This window comes from Pedobacter miscanthi (assembly GCF_032678605.1).
GTDB lineage: Bacteria > Bacteroidota > Bacteroidia > Sphingobacteriales > Sphingobacteriaceae > Pedobacter > Pedobacter miscanthi_A.
In genome coordinates this window covers 61209-77894 of the sequence record NZ_JAVTSU010000008.1, presented here as the reverse complement: position 1 = coordinate 77894, position 16686 = coordinate 61209, and the positions used below count along the sequence as shown (strand labels likewise).

The window sequence follows — 16686 nt, the reverse complement described above, 5'->3', positions numbered from 1 at the left end:
AGCATTTTGTAATGTAAAAAATACTTACAAATTGGCTTTGGGTAGCTTGTTTTGTGCGTTTTTATGACGCTAAAAACTTATATTGCATTTAACTAACAAATCATTACCCTAAATAATTCAGCTATGAGAAAAATCTTTACCTCACTCGTTTTTCTGTGCGTTTTACTCACTGGTTTCAATACTTTGGCCCAGGTAAAAACCATAACAGGAAAAATAACTGCTTCTGATGATGGTGGTCCGTTACCAGGGGTAAGTATAAAAATTAAGGGAACCACAACAGGTACTTCAACTGATGGGAATGGTAATTTTACTGTCCAGGTGCCTTCGCCCAGTGCCATATTGGTGATTAGCCTGATTGGTTATAAAACACAAGAGGTTACCGCTGGCAATAAAACCACTGTTAATGTAGCCCTGGCCTCAGATGCTCAGGAATTACAGGAAGTAACGATTTCGACTGCCTTAGGTATTACACGGCAGGTTAAATCTTTAGGTTATGCCGCACAAAGTGTTAGTAGCAGCGATTTAAACTATAACCACCAGCCCAACTTACTGAATGCATTGCAGGGAAAAGTTGCAGGTGCGACCATATCAAGTACTGGTGGCGGCCCTGGTCAGGGAGCAAGTATCCGGATCAGGGGTGTTAACTCTATCGATCCGAACATTTCCGGTGATCCTTTATACGTGATTGATGGGGTACAGATTGATAACTCTACTTCTACTGTTGGTGCCAATCCTGATGGAAGTGCATTTGGCTCAAGAGGGGTAACCAACCGGGCTTCAGATATCAATCCGGAAGACATTGAAACCATCAACATTTTAAAAGGTGGTGCAGCTACGGCGCTTTATGGCTTACGCGGCGCAAATGGTGTTGTGGTCATTACCACAAAAAGAGGCAAACAAAATGGCGTTAGTGTTAATTTCAACAGCAGCTACGGTTTTGACCAGGTATTGAAATCGCCTGCAGTACAAACTGAATATACGCAGGGTGTTTTAGGGGTTTATACCAATCCGCCAGGAGGTATAGGGCCAGCCTGGGGACCAACCATTGCCGAAGCGAAGCTGATCGATCCTACGCATCCTGATCAATTGTTTAATAACTACGACCGTGCTTTTGGCACCGGTCAGCAGGTTAAAAATTCCTTATCGGTTACCGGAGGAAGTGACGCCATTAAATTTTTCTCTTCCATTTCTCAGCTTTATCAAAAAGGGATGATGCCCAATACCGATAACAAGAATTTTTCAGGCAGGTTAAATACCGATTTCATCATCAGCCCGAAATTTAAAGCATCGGTTAATATGAATTTTACCAATTCTGGTGGTTATACTTACAGTGCAGACCGCTTTGGAGAAGGTTTGGCATACTGGTCGCCACGTTATGATGTTGCCGATTATCAGAATGCAGATGGATCGCAAAAATATATAGGAACAAACAACCCGATATGGGGTACCGCAAATAACAGGTTTAAAGGTGATGTTAACCGGTTTATCGGAGGGACAAGCTTGAGTTATGACCCTACAAAATGGCTTAATTTTTCTTACCGTTTAGGGGTAGATACTTACGGTGATAACCGTGTGCGTACTGCCCGTGGCCCAATGTATGCTACCGAGCCCGTGTACGATAATTTGCAGGGTTTTTATGGAGAGTACAATACCAAGTTCAGAACCATCAACAGTACCTTTGTAGCTACTTTTAGCACAAAACTAACCGATGATATTACGGGTACCTTAAGATTGGGGCAAGAACTTTACGATCGTAAGTCGAAAGAGATCGGTACCCTGGGCAGTATTTTGGGCGTTTACAATTTCTTCAATCTAGCTAACGCAGGTGTACTTACGCCAACCCAAACCCTGAAACAAAAAAGACTGATCGGTTATTTTGGAGAAGCCACTTTTGATTATAAAAATTACCTTTTCTTAACGGTAACCGGAAGAAACGATGTTACCTCAACACTGCCAAAAGCAAGCAGATCGTTTTTTTACCCTTCGGCAAGTTTAAGTTATGTATTCTCCGATCAGTTTAAATTACCTGCCGCCATTAGTCAGGCCAAGTTGCGTTTATCTTATGCCAGGATTGGTAAAGATGCCTCCGAATATTCAACTTTTACCGGATATACACCTTATATTCAACTACCAACCGGAACCGGCGGTTTAACCATAGCCCCTAATCTTGGTAATCCCGATCTCCGTCCCGAATTTACCAATACTTACGAGGCCGGTTTAGAAATGTCGTTCTTTAAAAATCGTTTAGGTTTTGATTTTACTTACTATTATTCATTAAGCAAAGATCAGATTATCCAGACACAGATTTCATCTGCAGTAGGTTATGTAACCAAATCAATCAATGCCGGCGATATTCGCAACAGGGGAGTAGAATTGGTGTTAAATGGTAAACCCATTGTATCAAAAGATTTCAGGTGGGATGTAAACGTTAACCTTTCGGCCAACAGAAACATGGTATTGAGTATGCCTAACGGAATTTCAGAAATTGTTTATGGCGCCGCAAGAGGGTATGGCAATGCCGGGGTAACCATGAAATTGATCCAGGGACAGCCTTATGGTAATATTTATGGCAGTTACTTTAACCGCTATTATGGTAGCACGCCAGAAGATCCTGTTGTACTCGATAAAAATCTTCCTTTGCTGATCAGTGCAAACGGATTTCCAAGCATTTCCGGTGGAAAACAAAAATTACTGGGTAATTCGCAGCCAAAATATATTATCGGCATGGGGAATACATTCAAGTACAAAAATTTTAGTCTAAATGTATTGTTCGATGCCCGTTTAGGATTCGAAAAATACAACTGGTTAGAAGATTTTTATTCGGCTTTCGGATTACCTGATTATACTACTGATAGAAGAACGGTGAAAGTGTTTGATGGTGTATTGGCCAATGGTCAAACGAACACAAAACCGGTTTATATGGGGCAGCGTTTTGGACCAGATGGAGTTGATTATGGCGAGGGTTACTATCGTATTTATTACCGTAACGTTTCAGAACCTTTTGTAAGTGATGCTTCATGGGTACGTTTACGCTCTGCCAGTTTAACTTATAACCTGCCCGAAAACTGGCTGCCTGCAAAATCGATCAAAAATGCTTCTCTATCCGTTACCGGAAATAATTTATGGCTTTGGACGAAATATTATGGTGTAGATCCAGAATCAAGCTCTTATGATTCAGGTAGTAATAACGATGGTTCTGCTGGTTTTACCTATCCATCAGCCCGTACAATCATGTTTACCCTTAATGTTGGTTTTTAAATAGAAATACGATGCAAAAAATTATAAAATATACATTGTGCTCAGCTTTAATTGCAACACTAGGTTTGCAAAGCTGTAAAGACAGTTATTTTGATTCACTGTCTGATAATCCCAATCAGGTTCCGGTAGCTACATTAAGCACTTTACTGGCCACATCTACCTACAAAGCTGGTAACAATAATTACTTTATCGGAAGTCTTGTTGCCCCATATGTACAATATATCGCCAACCCTACAGCAAATGGCTCCGCAGATACTTATCAGGCTATTGATTTTACTCCTACCTGGGATGCCCTTTATTTTGCCATGGCCGATGCCAATGAACTGAAAAAACTGGCTGTTGCGCAAAATTCCAGTGAATATAAAGGGGTAGCTGATGTGCTAATAGCGTATAATCTTACCTTAGTGAATGATCTTTGGGGTGATGTGCCATTTTCTCAAGCCTTTAACATCGATAACCTTACACCTAAGTACGATAAACAACAGGAGGTTTACAACCAGGCGATAGCACTTTTAGATGAGGCCATAGCAGAGCTTGCTAAAACAGATGCAGTGATTAAGCTGGCACCCACCAGCGATTTAATTTATGGTAAATCGACTACCGAAAGGGCAAACTGGTTAAAAATGGCTTATGCTTTAAAAGCCAGGTTGTTAAATAAAATCAGTAAAACCAGTGGCTACAATCCTACAGCAGTATTGGCAGCACTCAGCAATTCTTTTGCCGCAAATGGAGATGATGCCAGCATGGCTACTTTTAAAGAGCGTAATCCATGGGCCAATGTGGCTTTATCAAATTCGCAACAATCATTGGGTGGCTGGCTTTCTGAACAACTAATCGATGCTTTAAATGGTGCAACTTTTACAGTTTTTGATCCAAGGATTGAAAAAATTACTGACAAAACAGTAAATAACATTTATATCGGAACTGTAAATGGTGCAGGTAATAGGTTGCCGGGGGCAAATACAACAAAGGATGAATGTTATATCTCGCGAAACTCTCCATGGACCAGCGATACTTCACCAATATTCATCGTTACTTTTGCTGAACTTAAATTTATAGAAGCCGAAGCCTATTTCAATACCGACAAAACCAAGGCTTATGCGGCATACCTTGCCGGTATAAGTGCCAATATGGATAAGTTTCAGGTTACTGCAGCAAACCGTGATGCGTATCTGGCAAATCCTGTGGTTAACGTTGGTGCCGCAGCCTTAACCAAAGACCTGATTTTTAAAGAAAAATATATTGCCACCTACTTAAATCCTGAAGCCTGGAATGATGCCCGTCGTTTCGATTACAAGTATAAAGACTTTGGAATGCCTGCTAATGCTGCCCTACCAACGTTCATTCGCCGTTTAGATTATACCCAGGGAGAAAGAAGTAAAAATGGCAACAATGTTCCTGTTGATGTACCAAGAACAACTAAATTGTGGTGGGATCAGTAAGATAAAGCAAATGGCGTTTGGCGAAAAGCGTTTTATACACCTTTCGCCAAGCGCTATTCGCTAACCGCCAAAACCCTGAAGGAATGAAAAAATCGCTACTTGTCCTTTTTATTTTACTTTCTACCGCCAAAATATTCGCGCAGTCTTTTAGTTTAAAATCTGTTTTATCCTATCCTTTTCCAACACAATTAGTGGCATCTCAGGTAGGTGCTAAAATTGCCTGGGCAGCAAACGAACAGGGGAAAAGAAATATTTATATAGCAGAAGCACCTAATTATGAAGCGGTAAAAATCACCAATTATACCGAAGACGACGGACAGGAGTTAACGAGCTTATCTATTTCAGCTGATGGCAAATGGATTGTATTTGTCCGTGGCGGAGATCATGGCGGACGAGATGGCGGCCCTGTTAATGCAAGTTCATCGCCAATTGCACCTAAAGTACAGGTGTTTTCCGTTCCTTATGTTGGAGGAAAAGCCGTGCTGATTGGTGAAGGAGATAATCCGGTAATTTCGCCGGATAGCAAAGAAGTGCTGTTTATGAAAAGCGGTCAGGTGATGATGAGTCCGGTAGACGGAACATCGGCAGCCAAAAATTTATTTTATGCCAAAGGAGTAAACGGAGCCTGTAAATGGTCGCCGGATGGGAAAAAGATTGCATTTGTTTCCAACCGCGTTGATCATTCCTTTTTAGGGATTTATACCGACCAGCAAACCCCTATTAAATGGCTTTTGCCCTCTTTTTCTAAAGATAATACGCCGGTATGGTCGCCGGATGGGAATGATATTGCTTTTATAAGAATGCCTGGTATTGGCGGCGAAACCGACTCCATTTTAACTAAAAAGCATCAACCCTGGGCCATTTGGACCGTTAACGTAAATACCGAAAAAGGAAAACAGATCTGGAAAGCACCTGAAACCTTACGTGGCTCATTCCCTTCAATCGATGGGGGAGCGAATTTGTTATGGGCTGATGGAAAGATCATTTTTAGCTCCTATGAAGACGGTTGGCCGCATGTTTACGCCATCAATCCAGATGGATCAAAACGATTGTTGCTAACGCCTGGTAATTTTGCTGTTGAGAACGTTAAGTTAAGTGGTGATAAGAAAACACTGGTTTTTGCAGCCAATACAGGTAAAGATACCGACGATCTGGATAGGAGGCACATTTATAAAGTTTCTGTAGCTGAGGCTAATATGCAGCCCTTAACTTTTGGTAAAGGCATAGAAGCATATCCGGTTATTGCAGGCGATAATCAGACTTTTTTCTGTCTGAGTTCTACCGCTGAAAGGCCGCTTTTGCCCGCGATGATTAATACTAAAAAAACGTTAAAACTGATCGGCGAATCGCTAATACCCGAAGATTTCCCAATAAAAGATATGGTTATTCCAAAACAGGTGAGCTTTAAAGCTGCTGACGGAAGTACCGTTTATGGCCAGCTGTTTTCACCCAAAAAAGCGGTTAAAAATCAACCTGCCATAGTATATGTTCACGGTGGACCGCAACGGCAAATGTTTTTGGGCTGGAACCCGATGGATTATTATTCGATAGATTATGCCTTAAACCAATACCTGGTTAACCTGGGCTTTACCGTACTGTCAGTAAATTACCGGTTAGGAATTGGTTATGGTTACGAATTTCATAAACCAGTACATGCTGGTGCACAGGGTGCTTCAGAATATCAGGATATTAAAGCTGCGGGTGAGTGGCTGTCCAGGCAGGCTAATGTTAACAAAGATAAAATCGGGATTTATGGCGGTTCTTATGGCGGATATTTAACCGCGCTTGCACTTGGAAAGGATTCTAAATTGTTTGCTGCAGGGGTTGATATTCATGGCGTAAATAACCGGTTTACAACTGTAGATCAGGAAGGCCGAAAACCAGCACCTGATGCTCTGCTTGCTGCAAAAGTAGCAGAAGAATCATCACCAGTAAGTTATGTAAACACTTGGACTTCGCCCACATTGATTATTCATGCTGATGATGATCGAAATGTTGCTTTTAACCAAAGTGTTGATCTGGTTAAACGTTTTGAGGATAAAAAATTTGATTTTGAATTTCTGGCCATTCCTGATGATACCCACCATTGGATGAAATTCTCGAATGGTTTAAAAGTAAGCGAAGCAACTGCTGATTTTTTGAAAAGAAAGTTGATGGATAAGAAATAGTTTTGATTAGTCCTTTTTAGAGGGGCATTTCGGCTGCGTTTCACTTCGCTCGAAATGACGGTAACTTACAGGGAGCTGTCCCTCGCATTGACGATCTTTTGCAGTTACTCTAAATCATGATTACCCCTTTTTAATCCGCTTCAAAATCATTAAACTCAATGGGTTGAAAGAATACCCGGAGATGTTATTTTGCAGCATCACTACCGATTGATCGTAGAATAGCGGTACAACAGGCGAATAATCCATCACCATCTGGTCCATTTTGCGGTACATTTCAAAGCGTTTTTCGTCATCCGTTTCATAATAGCTTTTCTCAAAAAGCTGATCAAATTCCTTGCTGTAAAATGCAGTATAATTCGGCCCGTAAGGCACTTTATTTTTGGAATAGAACATCGAGAGGAAATTTTCCCCATCGCCATAATCCGCCAGCCATGAACCGCGGAAAAAGTTAACATGGTTTTTCGACATCAAATCTCTTAAACTGGCACTCGGACTTACATCTATTTTCACCTTGATACCTATCGCAGTTAATTCGCCCTGGATAAATTCAATCAGGTCTTTATAAGTGGTGGTGGTGTTTAAGGTTACCTCTGCCATACCTTTACCTTCTGGAAAACCTGCTTCTGCCAAAAGCTGAGCTGCTTTTCTAGGATTATAGGCATATCCTTGTACGGCCAAACTATCAAAACCTGGCATGCCTTTGGGAATAAAGCCTGAAGTTGCCGCAACACCGATCCCGTTGCGGAGATATTTGATCAGGCGGTCGCGGTCGATGGAATAATTAATCGCCTGCCTGATTTTTTTCTGGCGTAATGGAGAGTTTTTTACGATAGACAGGTTCGTATCAACCAGGATCCCAACATATTCCGTACAGAGGTACGGACTTTTAGTCAGGGTGAATTTTCCTTTATATTTTGAGGTCATTTTACCGCTTTTGGTGAGAATATCATCACGATAGCTTCCATCAACATTGTAATAAAAATCAAGATCTTTTTTCAGAAAACTCATGAAACCACTTTGTTTATCCGTAATGAATGTGGCTTTTACTGCATCAAGATAAGGTAAAGCTTTTCCTTTTACATCTTTTTCAAAATAATGCGGGTTTTTTAATAAGACTAATATTTCGCCTTCCTTCCAGTATTTAAAAGTAAATGGACCAGTACCAATCGGATGACTTCTGAAATCCTTGCCATAATGTTCTACCACTTCTTTGGGTACTACGGAGCAATATTGAGTGGTAAGTAAACTCATAAAAGGTGGAAAAGGACGCACCAGTTTAATCTGGAAAGTAGAATCGTTTAAGGCAATAAAGTTGTTTTTGTCCTTTACTTTATCACTAAAAATCCATCCGCCCGATGAGGCTACTTTTGGATCAATCAGCCTGTAAAAACTATACACAAAATCGCTCGCAATAACTTTTCTGCCTTTTCCATTTTTAAATATCGGATCGTCGTGAAAATATACATCGTTACGAAGGTTAAAAGTGTAGATAAGCGCATCTTCCGAAACCTGCCAGCTTTTGGCAATACATGCGACAGTTTGTAAAGAGGAATCGATCTGTACCAAACCGTTAAAAATCTGGTTGGTCATCCAGATGGCATTCTGGTTACGGGCAAAAGCTGGATCAATAGAGGTTAAGCCCTGGTCGAGGTTAATATTGAATACTTTTTTATCTTTATGGTCATCATTTTCCTTGCATGAAAAAGATAAGGTGACACAAAAAAACCAAAATATATACTTAAATGAGTCTCGCATCGATCAGGAATGTTATTTTTGCACAAATTAATAAATTTAATGCAGATGTCTTTTTTAAACGATTTATTTATTGGCCTCGATGCTGCTAAACAGGAAGAACTACAGGAACGTTTAGATTTAGTGGAGCATAAGATTAAATTTATGGATAAAATGCCGGTGGCCTGTTTAGATACCGGTAATAATCCGGGTTATCTTTTATCAGAAGAAATTGCGTTGGCAGGTGGTATGCTGGAAACGGACATTTTAAGCGCTGTTTTTATTGTTTATTATCAGCCCGGCAAAACCCTTACCGATTTAATGCGTGAAGTACCTGCCGCATTAGACACGGACTGGCAGGCCGTAAAAAACAACCGTATTATCTTGTTAAACGACGATGTGGAACGGGAAAGAACAGCCGAAAATGCGGTTTCGTTAATTGAAGATATTGCCGAGATGTTACACCCGGGCTCGTTTATTTTTGGCCATGAAGGTGATAAGTGGATCAGGTTTGGAGCTTAAATGAGATTTGAGATGTTAGGTTGTAGACATGAGATGTAAACGGGCGGAAAAACGAAATTCAAAACTTGCGCTCGTTTGGAAACGAGCGTTAGCTAAACCCTTTAAATGTTTTCATAAAGGGCTTGCGCTCGTTTCCAACGAGTGCATAAATAGTAATACGATTTTATCGTTATTAAACGATAAGCTATTCAATGCCCGTTAAAAACGATCGTTAGCCGCGGGGATGGCGTTAAATGAATTTTAATCTGCCGGATAGGTTTTCAAATTTCCAACCTTCAAACCTCCCTTATCTGGTATTCCTCTATTTTCCGATAAAGTGTGGTTAAACCGATCCCCAGTAACCTCGAAGTTTCAGTTTTATTTCCCTTGGTATGGATAAGCACCTTTTGAATGTGTTGTTTTTCGATCTGTTGCAGGTTATAATCGTTTTCTATGGGTGCAAATTCGAAAAATTCTGGTGGAAGGGCAGTTGCGCTCAGCGTATCACCATCTGATAGAATGACCAAACGTTCGATTACATTTTTAAGCTCCCGGATATTGCCTTTCCAACTGTGGTCGCTTAATATGGACAGTATTTTATCATCCAATTTTGGAGTCGAATGGTTTACCTTATCTGCAAATTCTTTCAGGTAATGTTTTGCCAGCGCGGGGATATCGGCTTTACGTTCGCGGAGTGGGGGTAAAATAATGGTAAAAACCGAAAGCCGGTAATACAGATCCGACCTGAATTTTCCAGATGCTGCATCTGCTTTTAAATCCTTATTCGTAGCCGCTAAAATCCGTACGTTTACCTGTTGCGTTAAGGTATCGCCTACTTTTATAAAGGTCTGGCTTTCCAATACGCGTAATAATTTTGCTTGTAAATCGAGGCTCATTTCGCCGATTTCATCGAGCAGCAAGGTACCGCCATTGGCTTCTTCCAACAAACCTTTTTTATCTTTATTGGCTCCTGTAAAAGCCCCTGCTTTGTATCCGAATAATTCGCTTTCCAGTAAATCTGGACTAAAACCGCTGCAGTTTAAGGCAACAAAAGGCTTTGCAGCTCTCGGACTTTCGTAATGAATGGATTGCGCGAAAACTTCTTTTCCTGTTCCTGTTTCTCCTAACAAGAGTACGGTAGTATCGGTTGCACTTACTTTTTTAGCTAAGTCGATGGCTTCCTTTAAGGCTTTCGATTGTCCTATAATGGTTTCGAAACTATGTTTCTTAGCGATTTTGCTTTCCAGGTCAGAAATCCTGCGCTGCAGGTTTGATTTATCCATTGCTTTATATAAAAGCGGAATAATTTTATCGTTATCATCACCTTTAACCAGGTAATCAAAACCACCATTTTTAATGGCTAAAACGCCATCTGCAATGGTTCCGTAAGCGGTAAGATTGATCACTTCTACGTAAGGCTTTAGCGCTTTAATCTCTTTAACCAGTGCAACACCATTTACATCGGGCAGTTTTACATCACTGATTACAATGCTTACATCGTTATTCTTGAGTAATTTAAGTCCTTCTTTTCCAGTACCTGCCTGCAAGGTTTTAAAACCTTCAAGTTCTATAATCCTGGAAAGTAAACTGCTGATTTTCTTTTCATCATCGATGATGAGTACCATGCCATTCATAGGTAAAAATTATGCTGCAATATTAAGTATAAATATACCGAGGCAGATAAAATTCAGATAAAAAACTACTGAGGAGTTAACTGGTTGTGGATTTTCCCCGATATATGTCCTCGCAGAACAAAACGATGTTAAAACTATTGGCCTGTGACACAGACCACAGATGGAGAATTTCCTCTTTCCGTTAGGGCACAGATTGTGGAATGTGGGTTTAGGGCTCCCAACCCCAACACCACTCTCCAAACTAAATTGTACCTTTTTCGTTTCCGTGGCGTTAATTAAAAGCTTTTTGAGCATATTTGATGTGCAAAACAAATGCTATGTTTAAAAGATTAACTGCAATATTCATATTATGCTTTCCTGCAATATTTTGCGCGGCCCAACAGGTACGTCCCGCAAAAGCTGCTGAGATTTATAGAGAACTGAAAACTTTAAAACACCTTCCAAAGGTTTTATATTTAGCTGCACACCCAGATGATGAGAATACTGGTTTATTGTCGTGGCTGATTAACGACCAGAACGTAGAAACAGGCTATTTATCGCTTACCAGGGGAGATGGTGGACAAAATCTTTTGGGTACCGAACAGGGTGCAGCTTTGGGACTGATCAGAACGCACGAGCTTTTGGAGGCCCGCAGGTTAGATGGCGCCCAGCAGTTTTTTACCCGCGCCATTGATTTTGGTTTCTCTAAAAATACCAACGATACCTTTAAACAATGGGATGCTGATAGCATTACCGCTGATGTGGTTTGGGTGATCAGAAAATTCAGACCAGATGTAATTATCTGCCGTTTTCCACCTACCGCTGCTGCTGGCCATGGTCAGCATGCCGCTTCTGCTGTAGTTGCAGAAAAAGCTTTTAAAGCCGCAGCCGATAAAAATATGTTCCCTAACCAGCTTAAATACGTTTCAGTTTGGCAGCCTAAAAGACTCCTTTGGAATACCTTTAGGTTTGGTTCAGTAAATACCACTGCCGAAAATCAGTTGAAAGTTACTGTTGGCCAGTATGATGCACAATTGGGCATGGGTTATGGCGAATTAGCTGGTTTAAGCAGAAGTTTACACAAAAGCCAGGGCGCAGGAACGCAATCTGTAGCTGGCGTACGTTCAGAGTATTTCACCAATGTTTTAGGTGATCCTGCCAAGAGAACGTTATTTGATGGAATAAACCTTAACTGGTCGGAAAAAGGGATTGGCGATATCGATGAACTGATTGATATTGTGCTGTTATCTTTCAATTACAATCAGCCCGATAAAAGCCTGCATGGATTATTGATGCTGAGAAAGAAAATCGCGGAGTTACAGGATGCACCACTCAGAAAAGATAAGCTTGCTGCTATTGACCGTATTATTTTAAGTTGTGCGGGTTTTATGGGTGAAGTGGTCACCAACCAACCCGAAGCCATAGCAGGCAATGGCTATAACTTCCGCTTAAATTTAATTGCAAGATCGGCTACTCCGGTAAAGGTAGAAAGTGTTAATTGGATAAATCAAACCGATAACCTGAACAGAAACCTGTCTAACGATTCGCTGATTACCATAGAACGTAAAATTCAGATTCCTGCCGATGCAGCGCTCACCGAACCTTATTGGTTAGCTAAACCTGCAAAAGATGCTGCTACTTTCAGTGTAGTCAACGATACTTTAATCGGTTTGCCAGAAATGCAGTCGCCCATTAATGTGTTGTTATCGTTAAAGATTGAAGGTGAAAAATTTATGGTGAGTTTACCTTTATCCTATAAAAAATTAGATCCTGTTAAAGGTGATATTGTAGAAGCCCTTAGGGTTATCCCACCACTCGACTTAAGTTTTGCCGAGCCCGTTTATTTCGCAAAAGAAAAAGAAGCCTTAAATGTTACGCTTCGTTTAAAGGCAAATAAAAACATCAATTATGGCAAGGTAAGTTTCAAAATTGGTAACCAGTTAGTGAAAACTTTCCAGGGGATCAATCTTGCTGAAAACACCATTACCACCAAAGATTTCCAGCTTTCGGTTGAAGATCTGGCAAAAATAAAAACCAGTCAGAATAAACTCGAAGCTGTTTTCTCTTCTGAGGCGAATGAATATTCAAAAGGGCAGGTACTCATTCAATACCCACATTTGCCAACCTTGCAATATTTTGTTCCGGCTGCTACCTGGTTAATTAAAGGTGATGTGAAAATATTGGCTAAAAAAATCGGATATATTGAAGGTGCTGGCGATTTAATCCCTGAGTTTTTACGTCAGGCTGGTTTACAGGTGGATGTACTATCTGAAGCCGATATCCTAAACACTGCAAAATTGGCAAGTTACGATGCCGTGGTAACCGGAGTTAGGGTAATTAATACCGAAAAACGCATTAAAAACTGGCAAACAGCTTTACGCAGTTATGTAGAAAACGGTGGAACCATCGTAATGCAATACAATACTACGCAGGATATGGCTTTACAGGATTTCGGCATTTATCCATTTACCGTTGGAGGCAAAAGGGTAACCGAAGAAAACGCTGAAGTTAAATTTCTAAACCCTAGCCATAAACTTTTAAACTACCCGAATAAAATTACGGCCGATGATTTTAAAGGCTGGGTACAAGAACGTGGCGCTTATTTTCCTGATCAATGGGATGCTAAATACGAGCCACTTTTCGAAATGCACGATACGGGTGAAGAACCGCTTCAGGGATCAACGCTTTACGCAAAATATGGCAAAGGAAATTTTATTTACACACCTTTAGCCTTTTTCAGACAGTTGCCTGCTGGTAACGTTGGTGCAGCCAGGTTATTTTTTAACTTTTTGTCTGCTGGGAAGTGATGAAAAATCAATTTAAAAAATGGAATACCTGGTATGTACTACTCGCACTGGCGCTGGTATTCCAAATTGTGTTTTATTACCTTTTTACTAAATTCTGGGCATGAGTAATATCGATTGGGCAGTATTGATATTTACTTTGCTTGCTGTGGTAACTTATGGCGTTTTTATCGGTCGTGGGCAAAAAAGCAATGCATCTTACTTAAAAGCCGATAATAAAATGCCCTGGTACATTGTGCTGCTGGGTATTATGGCTACACAGGCCAGCGCCATTACTTTTTTGTCGGCGCCAGGGCAGGCCTATACCGATGGCATGCGTTTCGTGCAATATTATTTCGGTTTGCCTTTGGCAATGATTGTGATCTGCATTACCTTCATCCCGATTTTTCAACGGTTGAATGTTTATACGGCTTACGAATATTTAGAGAACCGTTTTGATAAAAAAACAAGGGTACTAACCTCACTGCTCTTTCTTTTTTCGCGTGGTTTATCAACGGGGATCAGTATTTATGCCCCTAGCATCATCCTTTCCAGTGTTTTAAACTGGAACATCTATTTAACCAATGTTTTAACAGGTGGAATATTATTGATTTATACCTACGTTGGTGGTGCCAAAGCTATTGCCCATACACAGAAATTGCAGTTTTTAATTATTTTAGGTACAATGGCTTTTGCCGGATACCTTTTAGTGCAGAACATGCCCAACGGGATCGGTTTTAAAGATGCGCTTTATCTCGCAGGCAAATCGGGCAAATTGAATGTAATTACTACCGAATTCGACTGGAAAGATAAATACAACATCTGGAGTGGATTGATCGGCGGATTTTTTCTTGCACTTTCCTATTTCGGAACCGACCAGAGCCAGGTTGGCCGGTACATTACCGCAAAAGACAATACCAATGCAAAAATGGGCCTGCTTTTAAACGGATTGGTTAAAATCCCAATGCAGTTTGCCATCTTACTGATCGGTGCCTTATTATTCGCTTTTTTCTCTTTAAAACCTGCGCCCATATATTTTAATGAGCGTTCTTACCAATATTTAAAAGAAACACAACCTCAGCAGGCAGCTGCTTTCGAAAAAGAGCATAATGCATTAGAACAGAAATTCAGTCAGCAATCAAAACATATTCTTGAAGAAAAAGAAAAACAATCACCCGCGTTAAATACTTCGATAGCAGATTTTCGGTCGACCCAAAAGCAGGTGAAAGAGCTGCATGGCAAGGTAGAGGCCGCCATTAACAAATCAAATTACAATGCCGAAAAAACGGATACCAATTATATCTTTTTATACTTTGTAAAAAACACCTTACCAATGGGGATGGTCGGACTGCTTTTTGCCGTGATTTTTTTGGCCAGCTGGGGTTCAATTTCTGCAGCGCTCAATTCTTTGGCTGCCTGTTCCTTAAAAGATGTGCACCTCATTTTTAATAAAAAAGAAGTGGATGACGAAACCGAATTGAAATATAGTAGACTACACACTTTGGCCTGGGGCATTTTCTCTATTGCCGTTGCCATGTTTGCCACACAGATGGGATCGCTGATTGAAGCTGTAAACGTGTTGGGGTCACTTTTTTATGGCCCAATACTGGGGATTTTCCTGGTGGCCTTTTATTTTAAAAAGATAAACGGACCATTGGTGTTTATTGCCGCAATCCTCTCCGAAATTGCTGTTATCGCGGTATACGAATTTGATATCGTTTCCTTTCTTTGGTTAAACGTAATCGGAGCCTTTGCGGTAATTATATTTTCAGCGCTAGGTCTTTTATTTTATCAGCCTAAAAACACCGTTTCCAGATAGTTTATTTTACTTCAGGAAGATAATTGACATTTAGCTCCCTGTCCAAAATTCGATACCTTTATTTTTACCAATTAAAATAAATTACGCGAAATATGAACGAAGCCTGGGTTGATAGATGGAACGACCGTTACAGTACAGAGGAGTTTGCTTATGGCGAACAACCAAATCACTATTTAAAAACAGAATTAGAAAAGCTTAACCCCGGTAAAATACTCTTTCCTGCAGAAGGCGAAGGCCGAAATGCTGTTTTTGCTGCCAAACTGGGTTGGGATGTCTCAGCCTTTGATATCAGCATTGAAGGTAAAAATAAAGCACTCCAGTTGGCAGAAACTAACCAGGTAAGCATCGATTACCAGGTTGGAGAATTGGAAACCTTAAATTATAAGCCTGAACAATTTGATACCATCGCCCTGATTTATGCGCACTTTCCGGCAGCAATTAAATCATCTTACCATAAAACCTTTAGTAATTATTTAAAGAAAGGTGGTGTAATTATTTTTGAAGCTTTTAGTAAAAATCACCTTGGTTACCTGGCGGAAAATGAGAAAGTTGGCGGGCCAAAAGAAATCGACATGCTGTTTTCTATTGATGAAATAAAATCAGACTTTCCTGATTATGAAGTCATCACTTTAGAAGAAAAGGAGATTGAACTGAGCGAAGGTTTGTTCCATAACGGGCAGGGTTCGGTAATCAGATTTGTAGGTAAGAAGAAATAAAAAATACCTGTGAAATAATAAAACCATTTAAGCGTTTTTAGACACTGGGATTATAGTTTTATTCAACCTAAAGCCATAAATTCGTAAAATCAAAAAACAACAAAAACAGATAAATATAATTCTATGAAAACGATGATTAAATCAATCGCGTTGCTATTTACAGCAATTACCGTTTCTGTAAGTGCAATGGCTCAAGATGCTCAGCCTAAACCTAGTCCCGCAGCTACAGCAACAGGAAAAGTGAAAGCTGCAACCATCACCATTAACTACAGCAGCCCTGCTGTAAAAGGACGTAAAATCTGGGGAGGCTTGGAAGCTTTCGACAAAGTATGGCGTGCCGGTGCAAATGAAGCTACAACTTTCGAAACCGATAAAGATATCGTGGTAGAAGGTAAACCTTTGGCAGCTGGTAAATACAGCTTCTTTTTAATCCCTAAAGAAAGCGGAACATGGACGGCAATTTTTAACAAAGAACCTAAACAATGGGGTGCTTACAAATACGAAGAAGCTAAAGATGCTTTGCGCGTTGAAGTTAAAACCAAAGCATTAAAAGCTACACAAGAGCGTTTGGTTTACAAAATAACCAAAAGTGGTTTCTCTTTGGATTGGGATAAAATCTCAGTTCCGGTGACCATTAAATAATAAAGAAATAATT

At 40.3% G+C, this 16686-nt stretch carries 10 protein-coding genes; 8 read left to right on the top strand and 2 right to left on the bottom strand.

Features of this window, described 5'->3' with window-relative positions; translation table 11 throughout:
- The first annotated feature begins 123 nt into the window (after window positions 1–123).
- The 3 genes from R2R28_RS13360 to R2R28_RS13350 all read left to right on the top strand — a co-directional run bounded on the left by R2R28_RS13360 (window position 124) and on the right by R2R28_RS13350 (window position 6868).
- On the top strand, window positions 124–3258 hold the full coding sequence (locus R2R28_RS13360; RefSeq protein WP_316826188.1) for a SusC/RagA family TonB-linked outer membrane protein: 3135 nt from the start codon (window positions 124–126) through the stop codon (window positions 3256–3258).
- Between the two features lie 11 nt (window positions 3259–3269).
- Window positions 3270–4700 carry a SusD/RagB family nutrient-binding outer membrane lipoprotein gene (locus R2R28_RS13355; RefSeq protein ID WP_316826187.1) on the top strand — a complete coding sequence of 477 codons (1431 nt, stop codon included), beginning with the start codon at window positions 3270–3272 and terminating at the stop codon, window positions 4698–4700.
- An 83-nt stretch (window positions 4701–4783) separates the two neighbouring features.
- Window positions 4784–6868, top strand: coding sequence for a S9 family peptidase (locus R2R28_RS13350; protein ID WP_316826186.1), 2085 nt, complete (start codon window positions 4784–4786; stop codon window positions 6866–6868).
- A 120-nt stretch (window positions 6869–6988) separates the two neighbouring features.
- Here the strand turns inward: R2R28_RS13350 and R2R28_RS13345 are convergent, their stop codons facing one another.
- The gene (locus R2R28_RS13345) at window positions 6989–8623 is read right to left on the bottom strand and encodes an ABC transporter substrate-binding protein (RefSeq protein ID WP_316826185.1); all 1635 of its coding nucleotides are present in this window, start codon (window positions 8621–8623) and stop codon (window positions 6989–6991) included.
- A 45-nt stretch (window positions 8624–8668) separates the two neighbouring features.
- On the opposite strand from R2R28_RS13345, the gene R2R28_RS13340 reads away from it, so the two are divergent.
- A complete protein-coding gene (locus R2R28_RS13340; RefSeq protein ID WP_316826184.1) occupies window positions 8669–9121 on the top strand; it encodes a hypothetical protein in 453 nt (150 codons plus the stop codon).
- Between the two features lie 275 nt (window positions 9122–9396).
- On the opposite strand, the gene R2R28_RS13335 is transcribed toward R2R28_RS13340, so the two are convergent.
- Window positions 9397–10734, bottom strand: a complete 1338-nt coding sequence (locus R2R28_RS13335) for a sigma-54 dependent transcriptional regulator (RefSeq protein ID WP_316826183.1) — start codon at window positions 10732–10734, stop codon at window positions 9397–9399.
- Between the two features lie 317 nt (window positions 10735–11051).
- Here R2R28_RS13335 and R2R28_RS13330 point away from each other — a divergent pair, with 317 nt between their 5' ends.
- The 4 genes from R2R28_RS13330 (at window position 11052) to R2R28_RS13315 (ending at window position 16673) form a co-directional block, all read left to right on the top strand.
- A complete protein-coding gene (locus tag R2R28_RS13330; protein WP_316826182.1) occupies window positions 11052–13520 on the top strand; it encodes a PIG-L family deacetylase in 2469 nt (822 codons plus the stop codon).
- Window positions 13521–13620: 100 nt separating this feature from the next.
- The gene (locus tag R2R28_RS13325; RefSeq protein WP_316826181.1) at window positions 13621–15315 is read left to right on the top strand and encodes a sodium:solute symporter; all 1695 of its coding nucleotides are present in this window, start codon (window positions 13621–13623) and stop codon (window positions 15313–15315) included.
- A gap of 92 nt (window positions 15316–15407) precedes the next feature.
- Window positions 15408–16031 (top strand): class I SAM-dependent methyltransferase, encoded by a 624-nt coding sequence (locus R2R28_RS13320; RefSeq protein WP_316826180.1) that lies wholly within the window; start codon window positions 15408–15410, stop codon window positions 16029–16031.
- A 123-nt stretch (window positions 16032–16154) separates the two neighbouring features.
- Window positions 16155–16673 carry a DUF2911 domain-containing protein gene (locus R2R28_RS13315; RefSeq protein ID WP_316826179.1) on the top strand — a complete coding sequence of 173 codons (519 nt, stop codon included), beginning with the start codon at window positions 16155–16157 and terminating at the stop codon, window positions 16671–16673.
- Window positions 16674–16686 lie beyond the last annotated feature (13 nt).